The sequence below is a fragment of the Azospirillum sp. B2RO_4 genome, assembly GCF_051124815.1.
Lineage (GTDB): Bacteria > Pseudomonadota > Alphaproteobacteria > Azospirillales > Azospirillaceae > Azospirillum.
The window spans coordinates 13491-38837 of record NZ_CP118485.1; the positions used below are offsets into that span (position 1 = coordinate 13491).

Genomic DNA, 25347 nt, shown 5'->3' on the forward strand with positions numbered 1-25347 from the left:
CTTCCAGCCATTGCAAAGAAAAAGGGCCGCTCCATCGGAACGGCCCTTCTTTTTCAACCCCGCAACCGCTTAGTAGCGGTAGTGGTCCGGCTTGTACGGGCCGGCGGCGTTGACGCCGATATATTCGGCCTGCTTGTCGCTGAGGACGGTCAGCTTGGCGCCGATCTTGTCCAGATGCAGGCGGGCGACCTTCTCGTCCAGGTGCTTGGGCAGGACGTAGACCTTGTTCTCGTAGTTGGCGGCGTTGGTCCACAGCTCGATCTGGGCCAGCACCTGGTTGGTGAAGCTGGCGCTCATCACGAAGCTGGGGTGGCCGGTGGCGCAGCCCAGGTTCACCAGACGGCCCTGGGCGAGCACGATCAGGCGCTTGCCGTCGGGGAAGACGACCTCGTCGACCTGCGGCTTGACCTCTTCCCACTTGTAGTTGCGGAGAGCCTCGATCTGGATCTCGCTGTCGAAGTGGCCGATGTTGCAGACGATGGCGCGGTCCTTCATGGCGCGCATGTGGTCGAGCGTGATGACGTCGACGTTGCCGGTCGCGGTGACGAAGATGTCGCCCTGCGGAGCGGCGTCGTCCATCGTCACGACCTGATAGCCTTCCATGGCGGCCTGCAGCGCGTTGATCGGGTCGATCTCCGTCACCAGGACGCGGGCGCCCTGCGAGCGCAGCGAGGCGGCCGAGCCCTTGCCCACGTCGCCATAGCCGGCGACCACGGCGACCTTGCCGGCGACCATGACGTCGGTGGCGCGCTTGATGCCGTCGACCAGCGACTCGCGGCAGCCATAGAGATTGTCGAACTTCGACTTGGTGACGCTGTCGTTCACGTTGATGGCCGGAACCTTCAGCGTGCCCTTCTTCATCATCTCATAGAGACGATGGACGCCGGTAGTGGTCTCCTCCGACAGGCCGCGGACGTCGGCCAGCATCTCCGGATACTTGTCGTGCATGATCTGGGTGACGTCGCCGCCATCGTCCAGGATCATGTTCGGGGTCCAGCCGTCGGGGCCGCGCAGCGACTGCTCGATGCACCACCAGAACTCCTCCTCCGTCTCGCCCTTCCAGGCGAAGACCGGGATGCCGGCGGCGGCGATGGCGGCGGCGGCCTGGTCCTGGGTCGAGAAGATGTTGCAGGACGACCAGCGCACGGTGGCGCCGAGCGCGGTCAGCGTCTCGATCAGCACGGCGGTCTGGATGGTCATGTGCAGGCAGCCGACGATGCGGGCACCGGCCAGCGGCTTGCTGTCGCCGAACTCCGACCGCAGGGCCATCAGGCCCGGCATCTCGGTCTCGGCGATGGTGATCTCCTTGCGGCCCCAGCTCGCGAGGCTGATGTCCTTGACCTTGTAGTCCGTGAATTCGGCGGCCATGAGGGATGACTCCTGGTGGGCGGTGATGGTTGGGGCAGCGACGATTGAGGCCGGCCGGTTCGAATCCCCGGCCTTGCCGCTGTAATTTGCCAAGGGTGTATCAGCGGCATCGGAACCATGCAAGCATAAAGATATCTTTATGTTTGCTGGGTAGGGTGATCGAAGGTCCGGCCACACCCCATTTTGTTCGCTTTACGTTCCCATTGACCGCGGCTAAGCTGCGGGCATGGACGAGATACGGCGATCCCCGATCAAGGGCCGCGGCGCGGTCAGCAACGCCACCGGGCGGTTCGAGCGCGAGACCCGCGTCCTGACCGACGACGGCTGGACCGGCTATGCGGAGGGCGGGAACGAGGCGCTGTCCGATCCGGTCCGCACCACCGTCGCCCCGGCCTCGGCCAGGTCGATCATCACCAGCAACCAGTCGCCCGACATCCCCTTCGACCGGTCGGTGAACCCGTACCAGGGCTGCGAGCACGCCTGCATCTACTGCTTCGCCCGTCCGACCCATGCCTATCTCGGGCTGTCGCCGGGGCTGGATTTCGAGACGAAGCTGTTCGCCAAGCGCAACGCGGCGGACCTGCTGGCGAAGGAGCTGCGGGCGAAATCCTATGACTGCCAGCCGCTGGCGCTCGGGGCCAACACCGATCCCTACCAGCCCGTCGAGCGGGCGGAGGGGATTACCCGCCGGGTTCTGGAGGTCTGCCGCGAGTTCAAACAGCCGGTCAGCATCATCACCAAATCGGCGCTGGTGCTGCGCGACCTCGACATCCTGGCGCCGATGGCGGCGGAGGGGCTGGCGTCGGTCGCGGTCTCCGTCACCACGCTGGACCGCGACCTCGCCCGCGTGATGGAGCCGCGGGCCAGCACACCGCCGCGCCGGTTGGAGGCGATCCGCGCCCTTAGCCAAGCCGGGGTGCCGGTGGCGGTCCTCGCCAGTCCGATGATCCCGGCCCTGAACGACCATGAGCTGGAAGCCATCCTGGAGACGGCGGCGGAGGCCGGGGCGAGTGCCGCCAGCTACATCCTGCTGCGCCTGCCGCTGGAGATCGCCGGTCTGTTCGAGGAATGGCTGCGCGTCCACGCCCCCAACCGCGCCGACCGCGTGCTGAGCCTGATGCGGCAGAGCCGCGACGGTGCGCTCTACCGCTCCGGGTTCGGGACGCGGATGAAGGGCACCGGTCCTTACGCCGAACTGCTGCGCCATCGCTTCAAGCTGGCCTGCCGCAAGCACGGGCTGGGCGACCGGAGCTGGCGGCTCGACTGTAGCCGCTTCCGCGTGCCGCCGGCCGCCGGGGACCAGCTGTCGCTGCTGTGAACCGTCAGGAGCGGCGGAACATCCTGCCCCAGGGCGCCAGCGGGTCGGCGTCCTTCGGCGTGGCGGCGGAGTTGGACAGGGCCGACAGGGGAAGGCGGCCGGTCGCCAGCATTGCCATCACCAGCGCGGGATGGGCAGGACCCGCCGCGGCGGTGTCGTGGCCGGCCTGATCGGCTGCGGCCGCCTCGTCGTTCAGCGCCTCGTTGATGCGGGCGAAGGCTTCGATGTCTTTGATGTGCAACATGGTCCGTGCCCCTCGGCTTCGACATTTGTGCGTCGCAGCAAAAACGAAGGTAACAGCTCTGCCCTCGAATGGTCTCGTGTGCGGCGCTTTGACGCGGCCCTTTTTCTAACGGGCCGGTTCGCGAACGGCCAGCATAAGCCCGAAGCCGATGACGAAGAAAGCCAGAACCGTCGCCATGCCGGCACGCTGACTGGCGAAGGCCTGGGTCGCCAGCCCGAACAGCAGCGGCCCGAAGAAGCCGACGAAGCGGCCGGTCAGGCCGTAGAGCCCGAACATCTCCCCCGCCATGCCGGGCGGGGCCAGCCGCGCCATCATCGACCGCCCGGCCGCCTGCGCCGGCCCGAAGAACAGACCCAGCCCCAGCGCGAAGACCCAGAACCACAGCCGCTCGGTCGCCAGCAGCAGCGGCAGGCCGCAGGCGCCCATGCCGGCCAGCGCGATCAGGATCACCGGCTTGGCTCCCGCCCGGTCGTCCATCCAGGCGAAGCCGATGGCTCCCGCCCCGGCCACCACGTTCAGCGCGATGGCGAAGACCAGGATCTCCTCGAAGCTCATGCCGAAGGTGCCGGCGGCGAAGATGCCGCCGAAGGCGGTGATGGTGTTGATGCCGTCGCGGTAGAAGGCGCTGGCGACCAGGAAGCGCGCCACCTCGCGGTAACGCCTGACCTGACGCAGCGTGGCGGCCAGCGTCGCCACCCCCTCGCGCGCCGCCCGGACCAGGCCGTGGCCGGTGGACGGCTCGTCCGGCACCCAGAGGAAATAGGGCAGCGCGAAAATGCCGTACCAGGCGGCGGCCAGCAGCGCGGTGGCGCGGACATTGGCCTGCGGCCCCCAGTCGGCCCACTCCATCCCGAACAGGCCGAACAGCGGGGCCGGCGCCTTGACGAAGCCGACCAGCGCCAGGACGAGGCAGGCCAGCCCGCCGAAATAGCCGATGCCCCAGCCCCAGCCCGACACCCGGCCGAGCAGCCGCGCCGGCACCAGACCCGGCAGGGTGGCGTTGTAGAAGACGTTGGCCAGCTCGAACGACACGGTGGCGACCACCACGCAGGCCAGCGCGAACATGGCATCCGACGGATCGGGACGCACCCACCACAGGGCGGCGGTGAACAGGACGGTGACCAGCGTGAACAGCGCCATCCACGGCTTGCGCCGCCCGGCGCGGTCGGCGATGGCGCCCAGCAGCGGGCTGAGCGCCGCGATGGCGACGCCGGCCACGGTCATGGCGGCACTCCACCGCGCGGTGCCCTCGACGGGATCGCCGACGACGCCGCGGGCGAAATAGACCGCGAAGACGAAGGTGGTGATGATGGTGTTGTAGGCCGAGTTCGCCCAGTCGTAGAGACACCAGGAGGCGATGGCGCGCCTGGAGGGGGTGTCGGGGGAGGGAAGCTGACGGTCGTCAGTCATCGGTGGGCGCACGGCTTGGAAACTCCCGGATGCCGGCGCCCGGACCGCGCCGTCAGACGTTCTTACACAAGCCTTCCCGTTCGACAAAGATGCCGACGGCACTCACCCAGGCATCGCCGACCCGCAGCTTCAGAATCATCGGGTAGGTGAAGGGGCTGGCACCCGGCAGATAATCGACGAAGGCGCAGTCGCCCGACCGGTTGGCCCAGTTGGAGTCGTTTTCGGCATAGGCGCAGGCGGCGTCGAAAGATTGGCGCAGGCCGATATGCCCGTCGCGGACCTGTTTGATCACCCAGCGCAGAAGCTCAGGGTGCTGGTGAAGAACCCAGGTCGCCATTAGTGGAGGCCGGCCGCCCTTTCGAATGCTTCGGCAAGGTTCCGGGGGCGGGTGGGACGGGGCGCGAGCTTTTCGGCCAACTCCTGCTTGAACCAATCGCGGATCATGGTGTTGGGGATAACCCTGCGTTTCGGTCCCTTCCCTTCACCACCGTTCCACACCCGGTCCCAAGGGGAGCCGTCCTCATGGGTCAGATCGACCAGTTGGGAAGAATGGAGCTTCGCATACTGGTTCCAGACATTGTCGATCAGGCGTTTGACACTGTCCGAAAGCACGTGGTCAGGATTGGAGAGGAGATCGAGTGGAAGCGGATCCCTGCCGCAGTTTTTAAATCTGTCCAAAAGTTCCGGAACTACCGGTCCCAATTGCAGGGCACGGATATCCTCGCGGAACAGCGGCTCGTCGGTCAGAGCCAGATGCCAGCCCTGGCAGAGATAGACCAGCTTTTGCAGGCCGAGCTGCGTCAGCGGCTCGCCATCCGGCTTGCAGCCTTTCGCAATCAGGTAGTCGGCAACGAAATCAACGTCCACCGCGTTCTCGCCAGACATAAGGTGGTATGAGGCTTTTTATCCTATACCTCCGAGTCGCCTCTGTCCAGGCGTTACCGCACGCCCCCCGCCAACCCGTCGACCCCGAAGGAGATCTGGTTGTTGTCGTAGCGGGCGACGATGCGCAGGCGGTCGCCGGCCGACAGCGCGATCGGCTTTTCCAGGAAGGTCATCGCCTGCTTCCAATGGTTGGTGCGCGCACGGCTTTCCGACTTGTAGACCACCTCGTCGTCCATGAAGAGGTCGAACCAGAAGGCGACGCCGTGGCAGGTACCGGCGGTGACGATGGTCACGTCGATCACCCGCTCGCCCTCCTCCGGCATGTTGCGGGTGAAGTCGAAATCCAGCGCTGTGAAGGGCTTCGACAGCGGCGTGTGGGCGTCGGCGCCGAGGTCGATCTGCTGGTAGCCGGGGGAGCGGAAGACGTCGAAGCTGCCCATGTCGAAACCGTCGATGGTCTCCACCGGGTTGATGCGGGCCAGCTCCGGCGTCTCCACCAGCATGGCGTAGACGGTGGAGGCGCGCGGGATGATGGCGCCGCCCGGCTTCACCAGATGGGTGCGGGCGTGCTGCAGCACCGACAGCATGCGCGGGGCCAGCATGCCGATGTTGATGAGTTCGGAGACGAAGACGTCGGCTTTCTCCGGCAGGTCGCCGCCCTCGCCCACCGTCAGCTGGGTCGACAGGCGCGGCACCACGTCGATGCGGCCGGCATAGCCGTTGCGCGCCACGGTTTCCTTGGCGACGCGGGCGAGGATCGGGTTGACCTCGCAGGTCACCACCTTCTTCGCGCCGGCGCGGGCCGCCATCATGGCGACGATGCCGGAGCCGGTGCCGATCTCCAGCACCAGCGAATCGGGTTTCACCGCCCGTTCCAGCGACTGCTTGTAGGCCTCGTTCCGTTCGAAATCGTTGATCATCGGCAGGTGCCAGCCGGGCACCGCGTTGGAATAGATCAGCCGGCGGGTGAACTTCACCATCGGGTGGTCGGGCGCCTGTTCGCGCGCCGCCTCGATCACCTCGATGGCCTCCGCCGCGCGGTCCAGGCTCTGCAGCACATGGGCGAGGCCGACCTGGGCGGGGACGAAGCGCGGGGCGGCGGCGAGCACGATGCGGAACTCCGCCTCCGCCTCGACCAGCCGGCCGCCGGTGGAGAGAAGCTCCGCCAGGCTGTAATGCACGTCGAGATAGTCGGGAGCCTGCTCCAGCGCGGTGCGGAAATGCTGCTCCGCCTCCTCAAGCTCGCCCAGCTCGCGCAGGGTGGCGGCGAGGAAGTGGTGCATCTCCGGCGCCTCGGGCCGCAGGTCGAGCGCGGCGCGGAAGCAGTCCGCCGCCTCCTCCAGCCGGCTTTGCGCCTTCAGCGCGTTGCCGAGGTTGCCGTGCAGTTCGGGCAGGCGCGGGTTGATGGAAAGGCCGGCGCGGAACGCCTCCTCTGCCTCCGCCGGGCGGGCCTGCTGGAAAAGCAGGCTGCCGCGGCTGTTGTGGAAGGACGGGTCGTTGCCGTTCTCCGCGATGGCCTGGGCGAACAGGGCGAGCGCGTTCTCGGGATGGTCGGTGTGGGCGGCGACCAGCCCCAGCAGATGCAGCGCCTGGGCATTGTGCGGGTCCGTCGCCAGGATCGCCCGGCAGACCTGTTCCGCCCCATCCAGATCGTTGCTGCGGAAACGCTTGGCCGCGTCGAGCAGGGTCGGGGCGGGGGTGTCGGTCATCGCTGCGGCTCCAGGATGGGCGGGAACACGAAAAGATCGCCGCACCATACCGGGAATTGCCGCCCCGCTACAGCCTTTCGATCCGCACCCTTTCATCGGGCCGGGCCATTGCGCATGCGCGATTATCAAGTCACTCATACCCGCATAAGGAGAATTATGAGGCGGGAACATGTCGGATGCGGGAATGATCGGGCGGGTGAAGGGTGGCGTGACGGGCGCGCTGGCGGCGACGCTGCTGCTGGCGGGCTGTGCCACGGCGGAGATGGCGGGCGGCGGCTCCGCCGGGGGCGATGTCGCCGGGTCGGCGGCGGCGCGGCGATTCGAGGTGGTGCGGAGCAGCCCGCCGGAGCTGCGCGCCTTCCTGTACCGCATGCCCAAGGGGGCGGACCTGCACAGCCACCTGACCGGTGCGGTCTATGCCGAGAGCTACCTGCGGATGGCGGCGGATGCCGGGCTCTGCTTCGACGTGAAGGGCAAGACGCTGGTGGCGCCGACGGCGCAGGCGCCCTGCGAGCCCAAGGCCGGGCGGCCAAGTGCGGCGGCGGTGATCGCCGACAGCGTGCTCTATCCGGTGGCGCTGGACGCGCTGTCGACGCGCGACGCGCTGCCGGTCTCCGGCTACAGCCTGCATGACCAGTTCTTCGCCACCTTCGGGCGGTTCCGTGCCGCCGCCGGTGCGACACCCACCTCCACCGGCGATCTGCTGGCCGAGGTGGTGGACCGCGCCGGCCGGCAGGGTGAGCGCCATGTCGAGCTGATGGTGTCCTTCGGCACCGGCCCGGCCGCCGCCATCGGCAAGGCGTTCCCCTGGACCCCGCAGACGGCGGGCGACCTGACGGGCACCGCCGACAAGCTGATCGCCGCTGGGCTGCCGGCGCTGGTCGCCCCGGCCCGGCAGGAGATCGACACGGCCGAGGCGCGGATGCGCAGCGTGCTGGGCTGCGGCACGCCGGCGGCGCGGCCGGGCTGCGCGGTGTCGGTGCGCTACCTCCAGCAGGTGGCGCGCACGCAAGCGCCGGGGCCGGTCTTCGCCACCACCCTGTTCAACGCCCTGCTGGAGGCGCAGGAGCCGCGGGTCGTCGGCCTGAACTTCGTGGCGCCGGAGGACAATCCGGTGGCGCTGGACGATTACGACCTGCACATGCGGATGGTGGCGGAGGCCAAGCGGCGCCATCCCGGCACCAACGTGGCGCTGCATGCCGGCGAGCTGACGCTGGGGCTGGTCCCGCCGGAGCGGCTGCGCGACCACATCCGCAAGGCGGTGGAGATCGCCGGCGCCAGGCGCATCGGCCATGGCGTCGACGTGATGTATGAGGATGATCCCCAGGGACTGCTCCGCTTGATGGCCGCGCGCAAGGTGGCGGTGGAGATCAACCTGACCAGCAACGACAAGATCCTGGGCGTCAGCGGCAGGAACCACCCGCTGCCGGTCTATCGCGCCGCCGGGGTGCCGGTGGTTCTGTCCACCGACGATGAAGGTGTGAGCAGGATCGACCTGACCAACGAGCTGCAGCGCGCGGTCGGGGAGTTCGGGCTGGGCTATGGCGATCTGGTCGGGCTGGCGCGCGCCAGCCTGGAGCACAGCTTCCTGCCCGGCGACAGCCTGTGGTCCGCCCCCGGCTGCGTCCCTCCGGTGCATGAGGACGCCTGCCGCGCGGTGACCGGGCGCAGCGAGAAGGCGCGGGTGCAATGGGGACTGGAAGAGGCGCTGGCGCGGTTCGAGCGCGAGATGGCGGGGACGCCGTAACGCGGTCCTACTCCTCCCCGGTGTTCTCCCAGCCCCAGCGGGTCCAGGCGCCGTCGAGGAAGGCGGTCGGGCGGGGGGCGGCGGGGAGGCCGGGGCAGGACAGCAGGGACGGCGCGATGCGGCCGGCGCCGCGGGTCCACCACAGGCTGGCGTCCGCCGGCAAGGGGCCGGACAGGCGGCCGAGAAGGGCGCGGGTGGCGGCGCCGACGCGCTCCGGCTCGGGACGGCCGAGGATGGCGAGGCGGGCCGGCAGCCCCTCGACATCGGCACCGGCGCGGCAGGCGTCGGCGGCCAGCGTCTCGGCGCGGGTCAGCCACGCGGCACAGGCGGCGGGGGCGTCGGCGATGTCGAAGCCGGCGGGCAGGCCGGCGGCGATGGTGAAGGGATAGGGGCGGCCGACGCGGTCGGCGCTCGACATCCACACGCCGATCAGCGGGGCGCCGCCGCACAGGCCGGCCGACAGGGCGAAGCGCCAGACGGGGGCCTGGGCGAACAGCGATTCCCACTCGGCGCCCAGTTGGCGGCCGGCCTCGCCCAGCGCCGCCGACAGCCAGCGGTCCCACGGGCCGAGCACGGCCGGCGGCAGGCCGTGGCCGACGAAATCGCCGCGCGCCGGGATCTTGCCGTGGAAGCCCATCACCGGATCGGCGCCCAGCCCAGTGCCCGGCGCGGCGGCAAGGCCGCGCGGCATGCCGAAGGATCCCATCATGGCAGGGCGGCCCGGTCGGGTGGCGTTGGTTGCTGGGGAGCCGATTCGGCCAGAACTTCGCGCACGCGGGCGACCAGCGCCTCGTCGGGCGGGACCGGGGCGAAGCCGACGGCGAACAGGGCGGCCAGATGGTCGCCGAGGGCGCGGCGCGCCGCCTCGTTGGCCGGGCCGGGAAGCGTGCGCTGCCAGTCGAGCGCCAGCCATTCCGCCAGCGCGCCGGCATCCATCGGTTCGGTTCCGCCGACCATGTGATAAAGCCGCAGGGTCCGGCGCAGCTGGTCGGGCAAGGCCCAGTCGGCGCGCAGCCGCTCCTCCAGCCTGAGGGCGAGGCGGGCGAGGAACTGGCTGCGCAGGGCGCGGGCATAGGCCACCCGCGCCGGGACGGCGATGCGGGCGCCCTGGTAGAGGCCGCCGGCCAGCGCGGGATCGGCCCAATTCTGCGCCTCGTCGAAGGCGTGCGGCAGGGCGCGCAGGGCGTCCAGCGCCGGCAGGATCGCCGCCGGGTCGGCATCGTCCACGCGGCTCAGCGCGCGCGGCGGCGTATCGAGCGGGCGCAGAGCCGCCTCCACCGCTGCGGCGCCGGCATCGGCACGCTCCAGCAGCGCGGCGTTGCCGCGCGCGCTGACCAGCCACCAGCCGCCGAGCGCGGCGCTCAGCAGCAGGGCGGCGGATGCTGACAGCGCATTGCGGCGGCGGCGGGCGCGCTCCACCGCGCGGTCGACCTGGGCGAGGTTGGCTTCGGGAAAGACGAGGTCGGGCAGCAGCCGGTCGAGGAAATAGGTGGAGGCCGGGCCGTCGGCCTCCGGCTCCAGCAGGCCGAGCGGGCCGCCGGTCTGGGTGGCGCTGGTCAGGTAGAGGCCGCGCAGGCGCGGTGTCTCCTCGCCATGTTCGGAGCCGAAGACGGTGTCGACGATGTCGGCCAGCGCCGGCTCCAGCTCCGCCACCCGCAGCGGCAGGGAGAAGGCGTCGCTGCGGCGGCGGAGGTCGGGTTCCTGGTGCAGCCGGTCGAGCAGCCGCTCGTCCAGCCGCCGCACCAGACCGGCATAGAGGTCGCGGAAGAGCGGCAGCGGGCTGGCGGATTCCGGTCGGGCGATGGGGTCTTCGGCAGGCAGGGTCAGGCCCCAGACCTGGCTGCGCGCCTCGCGGTCCAGCGGGTCGAAGAAGGTGGTGAAGCCGTCCAGCAGGTCGGCCTTGGTCAGCAGCAGATAGACCGGCAGGCGGACGCCCAGCTGCACCCGCAGCTCGTTCAGGCGCTGGCGGATCAGGATGGCGTGGTTGCGGCGCTCGGCATCGGTCCAGCCGGTCAGCTCGGGGATGCTGATGGTCAGGAGGACGCCGTTGGCGGGCTGGCGCGGGCGATGCTCCTTCAGGAGGTCGAGCAGGCCGGACCACACCCGGCCGTCCACCGCGCGCCGGCTGTCCTGTGTGGTGTAGCGGCCGGCGGTGTCGATCAGCACGGCGCGGTCGGTGAACCACCAGTCGCAGTTGCGGGTGCCGGCCAGACCGGCCAGCGGCCCGGTGACGGTGCCGTTGAGCAGCGGGGTGGCGAGGCCGGTGTTGGCCAGCGCCGTCGTCTTGCCCGAACCGGGCGCGCCGATCACCAGATACCAGGGCAGTTGGTATAGGTAGCGCCCGCCGCGGCGCTTGCGCAGCTGGGCCAGCACGGCGTCGAGGCGCCTGCGCACCGTGCCGATCTCCTCCAGCGACGCCTTCAGCTCGGGATCGCGGCCGGCGGCCAGCGCCTCCAGCAGGCGGGCGTTGGCGGCGCGCTCGCGGGCGTCGATGCGGCGGTTGACGGCGATCCAGACGGCAAGAGCCAGGACCAGCGGCAGCAGACGGACGCTCCAGTCGGCCTGGATGGTCGGCAGCAGATGGGGGGCGGCGGAGGCGGCCAGACGCGGCAGCAGCAGCCAGCCGGCCAGCCCCAGCGCCAGCGCGCCCGTCAGCGAGGTTGCCCAGCGGGCGCGGGCGGAGCGGTGCGGCGAGGGGGCGGCCGCGGGCTTGCGACGCCTGCCGGACTTCTTCGCCACAGCCTTCTTCGCCACGGTCTTCTTCGCCGGAGTGGCGCCAGCCTTCTTGGGACGGGGATCGGCCATGGCGGGCGCCCTATTGCGGATAGAGGCGGATGTCGATCCGCCGGTTGGCGTCGCGCCCGGCGGGCGTGTCGTTCAGCGCGACCGGTTCCTGATCGCCATGGCCCTCGGCCGACAGGCGGGCGGGGGAGACGCTGTGCTCCAGCAGCCTGCGCACCGCTTCGGCGCGGGCGTCGGTCAGGGATTGTGCGGTGGCGAGGCGGCCGGTCGGTGGGGTCTGGTCGTCGGTGTGGGCGACCACCAGGACGGTTCCGGACTCGGAGGCCAGGGTCTGGCCCACCCGCTCGACGATGGCGCGGTGGCGGGCCTTCACGGCATCGCTGCCGGTGGCGAACATCGCCGCCGCCGGGATGCGGATGACCAGGGCGCCGTCCTCCCCCGCCAGCACCTCGACGGAGCCGGTGCGGATCTCCGGGGCGAGCCGGCCGGTGATGCGGGCGATCAGGGCCGGGCCGGCGGTGGGCGGCGGCGGCGGGACCAGCCGGGCGATCTCGATCGGCCGGTCGGGCAGCAGCGCGGCGATGCGGGCGGCCACCGGCTCCGCCTGGCGGTCGAGGGTGCCGGCGAGATGGACGTAGAGGCCGGACAGCCCCAGCGCCACCGCCGCCCAGATGAGCCAGCCGGGCAAGCCGCCGCCCAGCCGGTTACCGAGCCGGTTGCCGGGCGGGCGGAACGGCTCCGCCACCCCGGTCCAGGCGGGAGACAGCTCCGCCGGCACGTCGCCGCGGGCGCGGCGCAGGATGCGGTACAGCTCGTCGCGCAGGCGGGCGAGGTCGTGGGCGCCGCCGGGCTTGTCGCGGAAGCGGCCTTCGAAGCCGAGCGACAGGCAGGCGTAGAACAGCTCCAGCGCGTGGCGGTGGCGGCGCGGGTCGCCCAGCATGCCGTCGAGCAGGTCGAAGAAGCGCACTCCGGCGCCCGGCTCGGCCACTGCCGCCCCGCCATGGCCGGCGGCGCGGGCGACGTCGTCCAGCGTGGCGGCCAGCGCGATGCGGGCGGCGCGGATGTCGTCGGGGTCGAGGCCGGCTGTCGAGGCGGCGCGGTCGAACCGCTCCAGCGCCGCGGCGGCGGCGGCGCGCGGCGGATCGCTCAGGGCACGGTCGCGCAAGGAGGTGGCGAGCGCCAGCACCGGGGCGGCGACGCTGAGCAGCGGGTTGAGGGCGTCACGGGGGCGGGCAGGGGGAGTTGCGGTGTCGGCGGCCGGCGGGGGCGCGGCCTCCGCCAGCACGTCCGCTCCGTCCAGTTGCTCGTCCGCCTGCATGTGTGGTCCGCCGTAGGGAAAGTCGGTGGGAGGTATAGCAGGGTCGGGGCGTTGGGGGGAACGTCAAGCCCTCTCCCGCCCCGGGAGAGGGAGCCTACCGCACCCCGCTGTTGCTGTAGTCGTGCTGCACCTTCGGCGCGCTGCCGGAGCCGCCGGCGATCTTCTCGATCAGCGAGCCGATGGCGCCGCCCGGCTGGGCGTCGGCGGACGCCATCGGGACGCCGTTCGGCGGCACGCTGCCGGGCGGTGGGGTCCAGGCGGGGGCGCCGTCGAGGCCGGGGAGGGGGCGGGCGGGCTTGCCGGCATGGGCGTCGAGCATGAACTCGCGCCACAGTTTGGCCGGCAGGGTGCCGCCGGTGACCTTCTTCATCGGGTCGTTGTTGTCGTTGCCGAGCCAGACGCCGGCGACCAGATCGGCGGTGAAGCCGACGAACCAGGCGTCGTGATAGTCCTGGGTGGTGCCGGACTTGGCCGCCGCCGGGCGGTTCAGCCGGGCGCTGCGGCCGGTGCCGTAGTCGAGCACGCCGCTCATCATCCGGGCGAGCTGGACCGCGTGGGCCGGGTCGACCACTGGCGCGCCGCCGCCGCCCTGGCGCCGGTAGAGCACGACACCGTCGCGGCTCCTGATCTCGGTGATGGCATAGGCCCAGACGGGGACGCCGCGGTTGGCGATGCCGGCATAGGCGCGCACCAGTTCCAGCGGCGTCACCTCGCTGGTGCCGAGCGAAAGCGACAGGTCGCGGGTGAGCGGCGAGGAGATGCCGAGGTCGGACGCGATGCGCCGCACCCGGTCGGTGCCGACCCGGTCGATCAGCCGCGCCGTCGCGGTGTTGGAGGAATGGGCCAGCGCCGAAGCCAGCGTGATGCTGCCGCGATACTTGCCGTCGTAATTGCCGGGGCTCCAATTGCCGAGCTGGACCGGGGCGTCGTCGATCAGGCTGTCGGGGGTCCAGCCGGCTTCCAGCGCCGCCAGATAGACGAAGGGCTTGAAGGCCGAGCCCGGCTGGCGCAGCGCCTGGGTGGCGCGGTTGAACTCGCTGCTGTCGTAGTCGCGGCCGCCGACCAGCGCGCGCACGGCGCCGTCGGGGCTCATGGCGACCAGCGCGCCCTGGCGGACGTTGGCGGCGGCGCCGGGACCGGCGAGCAGTGCCTCCATCCGCTGTTCGGCGGCGCGCTGCATCCTGAGGTCCAGCGTGGTGCGGACGATGACGTCGCCATGGTCGGGACCGGCGAAGCCCGGCACCAGATCGGTCACCCAGTCGGCGAAATAGCGGCCGTCGCCGCCGGGCCTGCGCTTGGGCGAGGGCTTGGCGGTGCGGGCGGCGTCGTACTGCGCCTGGGTGAGATAGCCGGCGTCCAGCATCGCCGCCATCACCACCCGCGCCCGCTCCGCCGACTCGTCCGGGTTGGAACTGGGGGCGTAGCGCGACGGCGCCTTCAGCAGGCCGGCGAGGACGGCGGATTCGCGGATGTCGACCTCGGTCGCCGGCTTGCCGAAATAGGTGCGGGCGGCGGCGTCCACCCCGAAGGTGCCGGCGCCGAGATAGACCCGGTTCAGATAGGCGGTGAGGATCTGGTCCTTGGTGAAGCGGCTCTCCAGCCAGAGCGCCAGCATCGCCTCCTGGATCTTGCGCTTCAGCGACTTCTCGGGCGTCAGGAACAGGTTCTTGGCGAGCTGCTGGGTGATGGTGGAGCCGCCCTGCACCGCCCGGCCGGAGCGCCAGTTGACGTAGATCGCGCGGGCAAGGCCCAGCGGGTCGATGCCGAAATGGCTGTAGAAGCGGCGGTCCTCGATCGCCAGCACGGCGTCAACCAGATGCGGCGGCAGATCCTTCACGCTCAGCGTCGTGCCGTGCAGGTCGCCGAAGCGGGCGAACTCGCTGCCGTCGGCGGCCAGCACGGTGATCGAGGCGCGGCGTTCGAACTGCGCCACCTTGGAGATGTCCGGCAGGTCGAGCGCGAACCAGGCCAGCACCGCGCCCAGGCCGATGCCGCACCAGATGGCGGCGACCAGCCCCCACTGCACCATCTGCCTCATCCAGCCGTTCTTCCTGGGAGGCTGCGGCGCCCTGCCGGGGCGGCCGGCGGGAGGGGACGGCGGCTGCGGCGGCTGGGAACCGCCGGCCCGGCGCGCGGACGGCTTGGGCGCTTTGAGTTTGGGCAAGGAGATCTTTGGAAGGGTGAAGGACGGCAGCGTGAAGGATGGCAGGCCGCGGCGGCGCGGCCGGCGGGGCTGCTTGTAGGGCGTCGGCGGCGGTGCGGCGGAGGGGGGCGGCGGCCTGCGGCGCGGCTTGCTCCCGCCAAGGGTGGCCAGCCGGTCGCGGGCGATCCCGAATGCCTTGGCGGCCAGCGCACGGGCGACCTCGCCCGCCGTCAGCCGGTCGAGCGGCGACGGGTCCTCGCGGGTGCGGACCGGGCGGGGGCCGGCGTAGAGCTGGCCCGTCCTCTGGTCCCTTTGGTGGTCGGGTCGGTCGGCGGTCACGGCGCGCTCGCTGAAGCCCCATCGGGTCGATGCGGTGAGTGCGGGGAACGTTCCCGCTTCGGTCCTCATACGCCTACATCAGCGCCGCCGGAAGACCGGCGGCGGGCGGACGATTATTTGTCTCCCGACCGTGGCGAAAGGATGACGCTATCCGAAATTGCGAAGGGGTTCCCCACTCACCGCAGCCACTCCACCATTCCCTTGCCGGCCGCCACGCCCATGGCGAAGCAGCCCTGCAGCAGATAGCCGCCGGTCGGCGCCTCCCAGTCCAGCATCTCGCCGGCCAGGAACAGGCCGGGGCGGCGGGTCAGCATCAGCCGGTCGTCCAGTTCCGACAGCCGGACGCCGCCGGCGCTGGAGATCGCGCGCTCAATGGGGCGGACGCCGGTCAGCACCACCGACAGCCCCTTGATCTGCCGGGCCAGCGCCACCGGATCGGTCAGGTCGGCGGCGGGAGCGAATTCGCGCAGCAGGGTGGCGCGCGGGCCGGTCAGCGACAGCGACTTCTTCAGGAAGGTGGACAGCGACTCGGCGCCGCGGCGGCGCAGGCGCTTGACCAGTTCCGCCTCGGCCATGTCGGGCAGCAGGTCCAGCGTCAGGGTCGCCCAGCCCTCCTTGGCTATGGCGTCGCGCAGCGGGGCGCTCAGCGCATAGACGGCGCCGCCCTCGATCCCGGTTTCGGTGATGACGAACTCGCCCTTCAGGCGGCGGCCGGCAGCGGAGAGGCCGACGCTCTTCACCGGCTGGCCGGCGAAGCGGTCGCGCAGGTGATCGGACCAGGGCACCTCGAAGCCCATGTTGGACGGCACCAGCGGCGCCACCTCCACCCCCAGCCCCTCCAGCAGCGGGACCCAGCCGCCGTCGGAGCCGGTGCGCGGCCAGCTCGCCCCGCCCAGCGCCAGCAGAATGGCGCGCGGGGAGACGGTGACGGTCTCTTCATTATGACGGAAGGCGAGGGCGCCGCTGTCGTCCCAGCCGGTCCAGCGGTGGCGGCTGTGCAGGGTGACGCCCAGCCCGTCCAGCCGCCGCAGCCAGGCCCGCACCAGGGTGGAGGCCTTCATCTGCACCGGGAAGACACGGCCGCTGCTGCCGACGAAGGTCTCGATGCCCAGCCCGGCCGCCCAGCCGCGCAAATCGTCCGGCGAGAAGCCGGCCAGCAGGCGGCGGAACAGCGGCTCGGCGGCGCCATAGCGGGGCAGGAAGCGGTCGAGCGGTTCCGAATGGGTCAGGTTCAGCCCGCCGCGCCCGGCCAGCAGCAGCTTGCGCGCCGGGGTCGGTGTGTGGTCGAACACGGCGACCCGCAGGCCGGCGGCCGCGGCGATCTCCGCCGCCATCAACCCGGCGGGGCCGGCGCCGACAATCGCCACGTCTATCGCCACGTCCGGCGCTGCGTCAGGGGTGGGATGGGGCACGGATGTGGGCTTTCACAAAAAGGAATTGCCCCCGCCGTTCCCATGCAGCGCGGGGAAGGGCGGGGGCATTCTCGTCTCGATCTCAGGACCCGGGGGCGAGCCGCAGGGTCAGTCCTCGTAGTCGTCCTGGTCCTGCGACACTTCCTCGGCCAGATCGGCGGCGAGGTCGGCGAAATAGCCGGCGTCGACGTCCAGGCCGTTCTCCTCGCAGATGCGCATGAAGATGCGGTAGGCGTGCAGGATGGCGACGTCGAGGACGACGAGGTCCCCCTCCTCGCTGTGGCGGTCGGCGACGTCCCGCTCCTGAAGGGTGGCGACGATGTCGTGCGCGGCGGCCTGCAGGACCGCGTCCATGGCTTGTTTGTGTTGGGTCGACATCGTGTGAGTCCTCGTTCCGGTCGTGGTCCCGGTCGTGCTGCGCGCCCCCGCCCGGCCTGACCGGCGCCGCATGGCCGGCGGGGGTGGTCGAACCGTCGGGCGGGGCGGGCCTGCCCCGGCTCGCTTCCGAAGGGGCTCCGGTCGTCCGCGATGGTTCGGCCTCCCCCTTGTTGTAGAATCCTTTTTCACGGCCGAACAAGCCCCTTCACGGGGGCCGGGCCGCGTCTTTCCGGGTAGCCTCGTACCGGTTCCGCAGCGTTGCCGGTTCAGCGCCTGAGGGGCGCCAGCAGGGCGGAGCCGACATAGCCCAGCGCCTTGCCCTTCCGCCCGACCTTGTACCAGCCGCCGGCGGCCTCCAGCACGGTGACCCGCTCGCCTTCGTCCAACACGTCCAGCACCTTGGCGTCGCAGACCGGGGCGACGCGCAGGTTGGCGGCAGCCCGCAGCCGGGCGACGGTCCCGCCGGGCAGGCGGGGGCGCTGCGCCCGTTCCGGCAGGTCGTCGGGCAGGGCGCAGCCGCGGTCCTCCGGATCGGCCTTGGCATAGCGGCCGGGCTTGGGCGGCGCGGCGGCGGTGTGGGTCGGCGCGGCGTCCGCCAGATAATCGGCGGCGACGTAGCCCTGCGGCTTGCCGTCCCGGCCGACCCGCTGCCAGCCGTCGACGGGCGGGCCAAAGGCCGTCACCTGCTCGCCCTTCTCCACCGTATCGAGAACCCGGCCGTTGGCGTCCGGCGTCGCCCGCAGATAGATGCCGGCGGTGGCCGTCACGCCGCGCCGCACCGGAGCGGCGGCAGGGGGCTTTGGGATCGGCTTGGCGGGCGGTTCCACGGTGATCGGCTTTTCGGCGGCCGGTTTCTCGGGCGGCGCTGTGGGGGTCGGCGGGAGAGCCATGTCGCTTGGCGGCTTGACCGGCGGCAGGGGCGGCGGCAGGGGCGGCGGCGCGACGGACGGGGGCGGTTCGGCGGGTTTGGCGTCGGGCGGTTTCACCGCGGTGGGCGACGTCGGTGCCCGGTCGGCGCCGGGCCCGGCCGGGGCGGGCCGCGGGCCCGGCGGCGACAGCGGGGCCGGCGCTTCCGGCGGATGCGCCCAGACCACGCCTGGGGTCAGAGGCGGCGACAGGGTCTGTGTCGGCGTCAGGCGGGGCAGGGCGACGATGGGGGCGGGGAGCGGAGTCAGCCGGTCGGCCGGCGGATTGGCCGGCGGATTGGCCGGCGTTTCGGCCAGCGCGCCGGCCGTGCAGGCGCTCAGCAGCAGGGCGGACGCCGCGACCCGCAGGGTGGAGTTCCGCCGCACTCGGCCCATCGCCTCCCCCCCTCAATCGAGCGTGATGCGGGCGATCAGCGTCGGCAGCGTCTGGCAGCGCAGAAGCCCGTCCAGCGTCCGGTGCTCGGCCAGCCGCAACGTCAGCGCGCAGCCGAAGGAGTTCACCGCCAACTCGGTCTGCGCCAGGGTGCCGACGATGCTGGACGGCCGGGCGATGCTGTAGCCGGGCGCCCCCAGCTTGCCGGCCAGCGCGCCGTTGACCGGGCTGAAGCCGTCGATCTCCAGCGTCATCGGCCCCAGATTCTGCACCACCACCTCGGAACTGGGATCCTCCTTGGTGGCGTAGAGCTGGACCGGAACGGCGCGGTGGCGGGCGATCCAGTCCTTCAGCGCGAGATTGGCGACCACCGGGTCGCGGCTCTGCAGCGCCGCGTCCATCGCCGTCTGGCGCAATGCCGGGTCGTTGCCGCCCAACGCCGCTTCGAAGGCGGCCAGCCGCGCGGCGCGGTCGGGACCGGCCAGCTTGCCGCGCAGGTCGGCGACCTGGGCGATGCGCGCCTCGACCGCCCGCCGTTCGGTTTCCGCGCGGGCGGCCTCGGCCTTGGCCGCGGCGGTCTGCTGGGCCAGCCGCTCCTCCTCGCGCCGGCGGCGTTCGGTGTCCTCGGCCAGCCGTTGCGCGGCGTCGCGATCCAGCTGCTCGCGCAGGCTTTTGGCTTCCGGCGTGCCGAGAACCACCGTGCGGCCGGGCAGCTCGGCGGCCGGCTTGCCGATGCCGTCGAGCAGGCCGGGGCTCTGCGGCGTCAGCGCGACGGTCCAGCCGCCGGGACCGCGGCTGGCGAGCGCCGTCGCGACCCAGCTCTTGGTCAGCCCGGCTTCGGCCGCCGGACGCAGGAAGGTCACCGGCCCTTCGCGGCTGTCCACCAGATAGGTCGGGCCGCCAAGCACCACCGTTGCGGTCACCCGCGCCGACAGCCGGGTTTCCGGGGGCGGTGATTCGGGAGAGGACGGGGCGGCAAGCGGCTCCACGGTCAGCGATTCGATGCGCCAGGGCGCCGGCAGCAGCGCCTCGATCCGGCTGCGGAGAAGGGAGTCCGGGATGGATCCGGCGGGCTGGGTGGCATCGGCAGCCCAGGCGGCCGGTGTCGCCGGGGCGATCCAGGGGGCCCAGGAAGCCAGCAGCCCCATGGCGAACCCGGCTGCGATGCGGGCCGCGAATCGTCCGTTCTCCGGTCGCGTCATCGCCGATCCTTCCCCTTCTTCCGCCGTCCGGCACTGGTATAGCGAAGGTACAGGCCAAAGGAAGCGGCTTTTCCCCGCAATCTGCCGATCTGCGGTTGGGTGCAATACCCGCCTGCGCTCGATTGTCGCGCCGATCCGCAGCCATGGGTCGAATTGAGCTTGGACGGCACACGCCACTTGCAATATGTTCACACAAATGGATGTATTGGCGCGCAACGAATGGGGAACGGGGTTTCCGATGGGGGGCACGGGCAGGGGGAGGGAAGGACCGGGGCTGCTCTGCCGCAACGTCAAGGTCAGCGGTCGCCGCACCAGCCTGAGGATGGAGCCGTACATCTGGGATTCGCTGAAGGAAATCTGCGAGCGTGAACGGCTGACGCTGAACGAAATCTGCAGCCAGATCGACGAACGGCGGGGCGAGGCCAATCTGACCGCCTCCATCCGCGTCTTCATCGTCAGCTATTACCGCACCGCGATCGGCAACCGCGGCTTTGCCGAAGACGGCCAGTCGCCCCTGCTCCACAAGGCGATGGACGACGCCGTCCCGCTGGAGTGAGACGGGAACGCGGGCCGAGTGACCCCTGCGCTCCCGTCTAGAAGAGTTACCAGCGCAGGCTGGGCACCGCGTAGGTGGGCATGTGCCCCGACGCATCGGCCAGAGCGCGCAGATTGACCGGATCGACCGCGGCCCCCCAGGCGGCGCCCCCCAGCTCTTCCTGATGGATGCCGGCGGTGACCAGCGCCACGTCGATCCCGGCGGCGTTGGCGCCGGCGACATCGGTGCGCAGGCTGTCGCCCACCGCCAGGATGCGGCTGCCGTCGTCGATCCCCAGCAGTTTGAAGCAGCGCTCGTAAACCGGGGCATGGGGCTTGCCGTGCCAGCGCACGTCGCCGCCCATCTCCTCGTAGCGGGCGGCCAGCGTGCCGGCGCAGATCACCAGCATCGGCCCGACCATCACCACCAGATCGGGGTTGGCGCAGATCATCGGCAGGCCGGCGGCGAGGCAGGCGTCCAGCTGCGGCTGATAATCCGCCACCGTCTCACCGAAAGTGACGATGCCGGTGTTGACGACGAAATCCGCTTGATCGGGCGTAGCGGCAACCTGATAGCCGAGCCCGTCATAGACGTCGGTGTCCCGATCCGGCCCGATGTGGTAGAGCCGGCGGCCAAGCGCCCCGTGCCAGGGATCGTCGCGGTCGCGCAGCGCCTCGTACGTCGCCTCGCCCGAGGTCATGACATGGTTGTAGCGCTCGCGCCCCAGCCCCATGCCGTCCAGCTTCTCGATCACACCGGTGGTGCGGCGCGGCGCGTTGGACAGCAGGCAGATCGTCTTGCCGGCGGCGCGCATGCGGTCCAGGCAGTCGGGCACGCCGGGATAGGGCCGTTCGCCGTCATGCAGCACGCCCCACAGGTCCAGGATGAACCCGTCATAACGGTCGATGACGTCGGCGATGCCGGAAATCTGTCGGATGTCGGCCATGGTGTCCGGTCGGTTTGATGGGGGAGGTTGGTGATGGATGGGTCGGGGATCGGGTTGCATCGACAAGCCGATCTCAGCGCGGTTGCAGCAACTCCGCATAGACCGCCAGCGTGTCGGCGCACATGCGGTCCTTGGTGTAGCGGTCGGCGACGAAGGCGACGGCGCGGGCGCCGATGGCCTCGCGCTGCTCCGGGGTCAGCGACAGCGCCTCGTCCAGCGCCCGGGCCAACGCCTCGGGATCGTCCGGCGGCACCACCCAGGCGGTTTCGCCGGGGACGACGGTCTCCTGATAGGCGCCGATGGCCGAGACGATCACCGGCTTGCCCATCGCCTGCGCCTCGACGATCACCCGCCCGAAGGCCTCCGGCTCGCGCGAGGCGGAGACGACCACCGTCGACAACAGGTAGGCCGCGGCCATGTCGCTGCAATGGTCGGTCATCCGCACCACGCCGCGCAGGCCGGCATTGGCGATGCGGTTCTCCAACTCCTCGCGGTAGCCCGTGCGGCCCTGGTCGGACCCGACCAGCAGGGCCAGCACGTCCTTGCGCCCCAGCCTGGCCAGCGCGTCGATCAGCACGGTCTGCCCCTTCCAGCGGGTCAGCCGGCCGGGCAGCAGGATCACCGGCCGGTCGTCCGGCAGGTTCCATTGCTTGGCGAGCGTCACCAGCCGCGCCGGGCTGACCCGGTCGGGGGCGAAGACGCTGCGGTCGATGCCGCGGTGGATGACGCGCACCCGCGCCGGATCGACCGGGTAGTTGCCCAGCACATGGTCGCGGATGAAGCCGGAGATGGCGATCACCCGCTCGCCCCGCGCCATCACCGAGTTGTACCAGCGCTTCAGACGGCCGCCGACCGCACCCGTACCGAAATTGTAGGGGGCGTGGAAGGTGGTCATGTAGCGGGCGCCGGTCTCCCGGCAGGCCAGCCACGCGCTCCAGGCCGGCGCGCGGGAGCGGGCGTGGACGATGTCCACCTTGTGCTCGCGGATGATGGCGGCCAGCCGGCGGGCGTTGCGGCGGATGACCAGCGGGTTCTTGGAGGCCAGCGGCAGCGTCAGGTGGGTGATGCGGGCGCGGTCCAGTTCGCGCACCATCGGTCCGCCTTCCGAGGCCACCAGCGGCCTGCCGCCGGCGGCCTGCAGGGCGAGCGCCATGTCGATGCAGCCGCGCTCCGCCCCGCCGGTGACCAGCGTCGGCACCACCTGCAGCACCGTCGGCGCCCGGCCGCCCGGCCAGTGCTCGGGCCAGTTGGGGACAGGCGCGTCCTGATGGGCGTCCGCGTTGCGCGGGGACTGGTCGGTGGTAAGGTGGGGGTCGAAATCCATGATGCCGGCTGTTCGCAAGGGGCGGCCCGGAACCGGCCGCGGGCCCCGGCATGCCGGATCGCCGTCGAGCCCGGTGCCCGACCGCGTGCCGGTGTCCGTTTGTCGAAGGTGACCGTATGACCGAAACCGCAGCCCGTCCGGGCGGCGCGCACCATAGCCTAACGCGCGGTGCCGCGACCATAGCCTATCACCACACCCCTGCCGGCCCGTCCGGACAGGGCAAGCCGGGCGTGATCTTCCTGGGCGGCTTCATGTCCGACATGACCGGCGGCAAGGCGACGGCGCTGGAAGCCTGGGCGGTGGAGCGCGGCCTGTCCTTCACCCGCTTCGACTATCAAGGCCATGGCGCCTCCAGCGGTCGGTTCGCCGACGGCACAATCGGTTTGTGGGCCGACGACGCGCTGGCGGTGCTGGACCGGGTGACGACGGGGCCGCAGATCCTGGTCGGGTCCTCGATGGGCGGCTGGATGATGCTGCTGGCGGCAACGCGCCGGCCGGAGCGGGTGGCCGGGCTGGTCGGCATCGCCCCTGCCCCCGACTTCACCGAAGACCTGATGTGGGACATCTTCGATGCCGACGTCCGCCGGCAGATCATGGAGGAGGGCGTCTGGAACCGCCCGTCGGAATACGGCCCCGAACCCCAGCCGATCACCCGCGCCCTGATCGAGGACGGCCGCAACCACCTTCTGCTGCGCGGCCCCATCGCCTTCGGCGGTCCCGTCCGCCTGCTGCACGGCCAGCGCGACCCGGATGTTCCCTGGCAGCTCAGTCTGCGCATCGCCGAGGCGCTGACCGGCGACGACGTCCGCGTCACGCTGGTGAAGGACGGCGACCACCGCCTGTCCCGTCCCCAGGATCTGGACCTGCTGTGCCGCACCGTCGGCGCCCTGGTGGATGAGTTGGTTGGTGAGAGTGGCGCGGTTTAGCGTGCTATCAAAAAAACGTCGTTTGCGTGAAACGGAGGCTTGCATAGCCGCGAACCTCTGGCTATAACGCGGGCCTCTACGGAGGGGTGGCCGAGCGGTTGAAGGCGCACGCCTGGAAAGTGTGTATACGTCAAAAGCGTATCGAGGGTTCGAATCCCTCTCCCTCCGCCATATATCTTAGGGCCAGCTATCTGGCCCCTTCCGCTGGCGGCGGGAACAGTGTCCGAAGCCAGTGTGTACCGAACCTGTGTGCCAACGCAAGTCCGCGCCGTGACGCGCATTCATCGCGGTGTGGTTGCAGGGTTGTCAACAGAATCGAACGCTGCGCTCTTCCAAGTTTTGTGTGGATGACCGGAGCGTGTTTCACTATTTGATGTTCGCGTCAGGCGTGACTGAGGACCCGAGCGCGCAGCAGATCGAAGCCAGCCCGGCCATACATCGCGCGCTTGATCGCCTTCAGCCGGTTGACTTGGCCCTCGACCTGCCCGCTGCTCCACGGCTCGCTCAGGGCGGCGCGCACCGCATCCTCGTCGCGGCGGATCCCGGCAGCGAACGGTGACAGCGCGCTGACCTCTGCCTCGCGCAACCAGCCATCGAATGGGTCAGGCACCTTGCCCTTCACTATCTCGCAGAAGCGGGTGATGAGATCGGCGGCCGTCGCGATCGCCGGCGAGCGCTCCCTCAACGCCTGGACAAAGCGGCGGTCCTCGTCGGTCAACCTGTCGGGATCGCCGGCCAGGAGCCGCACCGCACGCCGGGGTGTCGGAGGCTCGGACTGCTTCGCCGACACCGGCTTATCGGAGGTCCCCCTCGGTTCGGCGGGCGGATCCTGCCGCCGGCGCCGGGTTCCCCAATCCCGCACGACGCTGTACTGTCCGGAAAACCCGCGCTCCTGAATTTCCCGCCACAGCGCTGCGGCGTTCCGGCAACCCGCCTGCCAGCGATCCTCCAGATAACCATGGTACGGATTGAGGATGCTGGTGCCGCGGTCGGCATGCTGCCAAGTCGGGGCATGGCCGGCGCGCAGCCAACGGCGCACCGTTTTGCGCTCGACACCGAGCGACCGGGCAATCGCCCGGGTGGACAGGCCCTGGTCGCGCAAGCGAACCGCTTCCGCATAGCGGGCGTCACGGCGCTCCTGAGCCGCTTGCGCCCGCCGTTCTGTGCTACGGAGCCGCCGCTCCGGTTCGGCGGCGACCGGCTGGGGAGCTTCACTCATCTCCCCCGGCGGCTCCGATGGCGCGCTCGCCATCCGAGCGGCGGCTCGGAGGTCACGATGATGGTGCTCCAGAACAGAGCGAAGGGCATCGCTGGCGTAGCACAGCAGATGCCATCTGTCGGTGATCTGGAGGGCGTCCGGCGCCCGACGCGCCGTCCCCTCGGCATAGGCGCCGGCGCGGTCGCGCACGACGACGGTGACGCTGGGGTGGGCTGCCAACCACGTTGCCAGTGTGTCGGCGCTGCGGTCGGGCAGCAGGTCGATGACGCGCCGGCGCTCGAGGTCGCACAGGATCGTTCCGTACCGGTGACCCTTGCGCCAAGCCCAATCATCCACCCCGAGAACCGTCACTGGAGCGACCGCCATGGCGATGCCGACGCGCACCCTGTGCCCCAGCGTCGTCCGGCTGATCGGCACGCCCATGGCCCTGGCATGACGGGACCCTGGGTTGCCGCCGAGCGCCAGACCAATGTTCTGGTGCACGGCCCGCAGCCGGTCGGTCTGGCGCGCCCGCGGGCGGGCGACGCCGGGCAAGGGTTCGGCAAAGGTGCGGCGCGGACACGTGGCATTGGAGCAGCGGAAGCGCCGGACGCGGATCAGCAGCACGGTGGGGCGTCCGAAGCACGCCACATCACCAAGGCTGCGCCAGTAGGCGCCGTGAACGCGGCGTGAGGGTGTGCCGCAGCCGGTGCAGGACACCGACGCTGCAGCCGGCTGTGCACGTACGGTGATCCGATAGAAGCTATGATCGATCTGATCCAGGACTTGAAGATTGGGCAGAAAGCCGATCGACGACAGAGAGATGTTCAAGGGTACAACCATGATGAAGGAGGGTTCTTTCCTTCCATATGGCCTCCCTGGCCCGCGAAAGAGCTTGCGTCTT

General features: G+C 70.8%; 21 protein-coding genes and 1 tRNA gene. 5 read left to right on the plus strand and 17 right to left on the minus strand.

All coding sequences use genetic code 11. The features are described 5' to 3' along the window. Positions 1-69: 69 nt before the first annotated feature. Positions 70-1368: an adenosylhomocysteinase gene (gene ahcY / locus PWS46_RS00060; protein WP_434616384.1), complete on the minus strand. Its 1299-nt coding sequence runs from the start codon at positions 1366-1368 to the stop codon at positions 70-72. Between the two features lie 226 nt (positions 1369-1594). On the opposite strand from ahcY, the gene PWS46_RS00065 reads away from it, so the two are divergent. Further along, the gene (locus tag PWS46_RS00065; RefSeq protein ID WP_434616387.1) at positions 1595-2686 is read left to right on the plus strand and encodes a PA0069 family radical SAM protein; all 1092 of its coding nucleotides are present in this window, start codon (positions 1595-1597) and stop codon (positions 2684-2686) included. A gap of 4 nt (positions 2687-2690) precedes the next feature. Here the strand turns inward: PWS46_RS00065 and PWS46_RS00070 are convergent, their stop codons facing one another. From PWS46_RS00070 to PWS46_RS00090, 5 genes are all read right to left on the minus strand, one after another. Continuing rightward, a complete protein-coding gene (locus PWS46_RS00070; protein WP_434616390.1) occupies positions 2691-2930 on the minus strand; it encodes a hypothetical protein in 240 nt (79 codons plus the stop codon). Between the two features lie 105 nt (positions 2931-3035). Next, a complete protein-coding gene (locus PWS46_RS00075; RefSeq protein WP_434616393.1) occupies positions 3036-4340 on the minus strand; it encodes an MFS transporter in 1305 nt (434 codons plus the stop codon). 52 nt (positions 4341-4392) lie between these two features. Further along, positions 4393-4677, minus strand: coding sequence for a hypothetical protein (locus tag PWS46_RS00080; protein ID WP_434616396.1), 285 nt, complete (start codon positions 4675-4677; stop codon positions 4393-4395). Then, positions 4677-5207, minus strand: a complete 531-nt coding sequence (locus PWS46_RS00085) for a Panacea domain-containing protein (protein ID WP_434616399.1) — start codon at positions 5205-5207, stop codon at positions 4677-4679. Before PWS46_RS00085 ends, PWS46_RS00080 begins: the two co-directional genes overlap by 1 nt. Before the next feature lie 71 nt (positions 5208-5278). Continuing rightward, positions 5279-6934: a tetratricopeptide repeat protein gene (locus PWS46_RS00090; protein ID WP_434616402.1), complete on the minus strand. Its 1656-nt coding sequence runs from the start codon at positions 6932-6934 to the stop codon at positions 5279-5281. Between the two features lie 169 nt (positions 6935-7103). Between PWS46_RS00090 and PWS46_RS00095 the strand changes: the two genes are divergently transcribed. After that, positions 7104-8681, plus strand: coding sequence for an adenosine deaminase family protein (locus tag PWS46_RS00095; protein WP_434616405.1), 1578 nt, complete (start codon positions 7104-7106; stop codon positions 8679-8681). 7 nt (positions 8682-8688) lie between these two features. On the opposite strand, the gene tagF is transcribed toward PWS46_RS00095, so the two are convergent. From tagF to PWS46_RS00135, 8 genes are all read right to left on the minus strand, one after another. Next, the gene (gene tagF, locus PWS46_RS00100) at positions 8689-9372 is read right to left on the minus strand and encodes a type VI secretion system-associated protein TagF (protein ID WP_434616407.1); all 684 of its coding nucleotides are present in this window, start codon (positions 9370-9372) and stop codon (positions 8689-8691) included. A 14-nt stretch (positions 9373-9386) separates the two neighbouring features. After that, complete coding sequence (tssM, locus tag PWS46_RS00105; protein ID WP_434616410.1) at positions 9387-11486, minus strand: type VI secretion system membrane subunit TssM; 2100 nt, start codon at positions 11484-11486, stop codon at positions 9387-9389. 10 nt (positions 11487-11496) lie between these two features. Further along, entirely contained in the window at positions 11497-12741 is a 1245-nt protein-coding gene (gene icmH, locus PWS46_RS00110; RefSeq protein WP_434616413.1) for a type IVB secretion system protein IcmH/DotU, read from the minus strand. Between the two features lie 94 nt (positions 12742-12835). After that, complete coding sequence (locus tag PWS46_RS00115) at positions 12836-15223, minus strand: transglycosylase domain-containing protein (protein WP_434616416.1); 2388 nt, start codon at positions 15221-15223, stop codon at positions 12836-12838. A gap of 176 nt (positions 15224-15399) precedes the next feature. After that, a complete protein-coding gene (locus tag PWS46_RS00120) occupies positions 15400-16590 on the minus strand; it encodes an NAD(P)/FAD-dependent oxidoreductase (RefSeq protein ID WP_434620027.1) in 1191 nt (396 codons plus the stop codon). Positions 16591-16743: 153 nt separating this feature from the next. Further along, a complete protein-coding gene (locus PWS46_RS00125; RefSeq protein WP_085087355.1) occupies positions 16744-17013 on the minus strand; it encodes a hypothetical protein in 270 nt (89 codons plus the stop codon). A gap of 266 nt (positions 17014-17279) precedes the next feature. Beyond that, positions 17280-18314, minus strand: a complete 1035-nt coding sequence (locus PWS46_RS00130) for an SH3 domain-containing protein (RefSeq protein WP_434616419.1) — start codon at positions 18312-18314, stop codon at positions 17280-17282. A 12-nt stretch (positions 18315-18326) separates the two neighbouring features. After that, the gene (locus tag PWS46_RS00135) at positions 18327-19514 is read right to left on the minus strand and encodes a hypothetical protein (protein WP_434616422.1); all 1188 of its coding nucleotides are present in this window, start codon (positions 19512-19514) and stop codon (positions 18327-18329) included. A 238-nt stretch (positions 19515-19752) separates the two neighbouring features. Between PWS46_RS00135 and PWS46_RS00140 the strand changes: the two genes are divergently transcribed. Continuing rightward, the gene (locus tag PWS46_RS00140; RefSeq protein ID WP_434616425.1) at positions 19753-20070 is read left to right on the plus strand and encodes a ribbon-helix-helix domain-containing protein; all 318 of its coding nucleotides are present in this window, start codon (positions 19753-19755) and stop codon (positions 20068-20070) included. Positions 20071-20116: 46 nt separating this feature from the next. Here PWS46_RS00140 and PWS46_RS00145 read toward each other — a convergent pair whose 3' ends face one another. Together PWS46_RS00145 and PWS46_RS00150 are read right to left on the minus strand one after the other, a co-directional pair. Beyond that, complete coding sequence (locus tag PWS46_RS00145) at positions 20117-20995, minus strand: TIGR01459 family HAD-type hydrolase (RefSeq protein ID WP_434616428.1); 879 nt, start codon at positions 20993-20995, stop codon at positions 20117-20119. Between the two features lie 73 nt (positions 20996-21068). Next, the gene (locus PWS46_RS00150; RefSeq protein WP_434616431.1) at positions 21069-22319 is read right to left on the minus strand and encodes a glycosyltransferase family 4 protein; all 1251 of its coding nucleotides are present in this window, start codon (positions 22317-22319) and stop codon (positions 21069-21071) included. 116 nt (positions 22320-22435) lie between these two features. Between PWS46_RS00150 and PWS46_RS00155 the strand changes: the two genes are divergently transcribed. Together PWS46_RS00155 and PWS46_RS00160 are read left to right on the plus strand one after the other, a co-directional pair. After that, entirely contained in the window at positions 22436-23245 is an 810-nt protein-coding gene (locus tag PWS46_RS00155) for an alpha/beta hydrolase (RefSeq protein ID WP_434616434.1), read from the plus strand. An 80-nt stretch (positions 23246-23325) separates the two neighbouring features. Continuing rightward, positions 23326-23416: transfer RNA gene (locus tag PWS46_RS00160), tRNA-Ser, on the plus strand. A gap of 211 nt (positions 23417-23627) precedes the next feature. Here PWS46_RS00160 and PWS46_RS00165 read toward each other — a convergent pair. Further along, positions 23628-25286: an ISL3 family transposase gene (locus PWS46_RS00165; RefSeq protein WP_434616436.1), complete on the minus strand. Its 1659-nt coding sequence runs from the start codon at positions 25284-25286 to the stop codon at positions 23628-23630. Positions 25287-25347: the final 61 nt, after the last annotated feature.

Coding starts and splice junctions, on each gene's coding strand:
- ahcY (WP_434616384.1), bottom strand. CDS start 1,368: ATGGCCGCCGAATTCACGGACTACAAGGTCAAGGACATCAGCCTCGCG.
- PWS46_RS00065 (WP_434616387.1), top strand. CDS start 1,595: ATGGACGAGATACGGCGATCCCCGATCAAGGGCCGCGGCGCGGTCAGC.
- PWS46_RS00070 (WP_434616390.1), bottom strand. CDS start 2,930: ATGTTGCACATCAAAGACATCGAAGCCTTCGCCCGCATCAACGAGGCG.
- PWS46_RS00075 (WP_434616393.1), bottom strand. CDS start 4,340: ATGACTGACGACCGTCAGCTTCCCTCCCCCGACACCCCCTCCAGGCGC.
- PWS46_RS00080 (WP_434616396.1), bottom strand. CDS start 4,677: ATGGCGACCTGGGTTCTTCACCAGCACCCTGAGCTTCTGCGCTGGGTG.
- PWS46_RS00090 (WP_434616402.1), bottom strand. CDS start 6,934: ATGACCGACACCCCCGCCCCGACCCTGCTCGACGCGGCCAAGCGTTTC.
- PWS46_RS00095 (WP_434616405.1), top strand. CDS start 7,104: ATGTCGGATGCGGGAATGATCGGGCGGGTGAAGGGTGGCGTGACGGGC.
- tagF (WP_434616407.1), bottom strand. CDS start 9,372: ATGCCGCGCGGCCTTGCCGCCGCGCCGGGCACTGGGCTGGGCGCCGAT.
- tssM (WP_434616410.1), bottom strand. CDS start 11,486: ATGGCCGATCCCCGTCCCAAGAAGGCTGGCGCCACTCCGGCGAAGAAG.
- icmH (WP_434616413.1), bottom strand. CDS start 12,741: ATGCAGGCGGACGAGCAACTGGACGGAGCGGACGTGCTGGCGGAGGCC.
- PWS46_RS00125 (WP_085087355.1), bottom strand. CDS start 17,013: ATGTCGACCCAACACAAACAAGCCATGGACGCGGTCCTGCAGGCCGCC.
- PWS46_RS00130 (WP_434616419.1), bottom strand. CDS start 18,314: ATGGGCCGAGTGCGGCGGAACTCCACCCTGCGGGTCGCGGCGTCCGCC.
- PWS46_RS00135 (WP_434616422.1), bottom strand. CDS start 19,514: ATGACGCGACCGGAGAACGGACGATTCGCGGCCCGCATCGCAGCCGGG.
- PWS46_RS00140 (WP_434616425.1), top strand. CDS start 19,753: ATGGGGGGCACGGGCAGGGGGAGGGAAGGACCGGGGCTGCTCTGCCGC.
- PWS46_RS00145 (WP_434616428.1), bottom strand. CDS start 20,995: ATGGCCGACATCCGACAGATTTCCGGCATCGCCGACGTCATCGACCGT.
- PWS46_RS00150 (WP_434616431.1), bottom strand. CDS start 22,319: ATGGATTTCGACCCCCACCTTACCACCGACCAGTCCCCGCGCAACGCG.
- PWS46_RS00155 (WP_434616434.1), top strand. CDS start 22,436: ATGACCGAAACCGCAGCCCGTCCGGGCGGCGCGCACCATAGCCTAACG.
- PWS46_RS00165 (WP_434616436.1), bottom strand. CDS start 25,286: ATGGTTGTACCCTTGAACATCTCTCTGTCGTCGATCGGCTTTCTGCCC.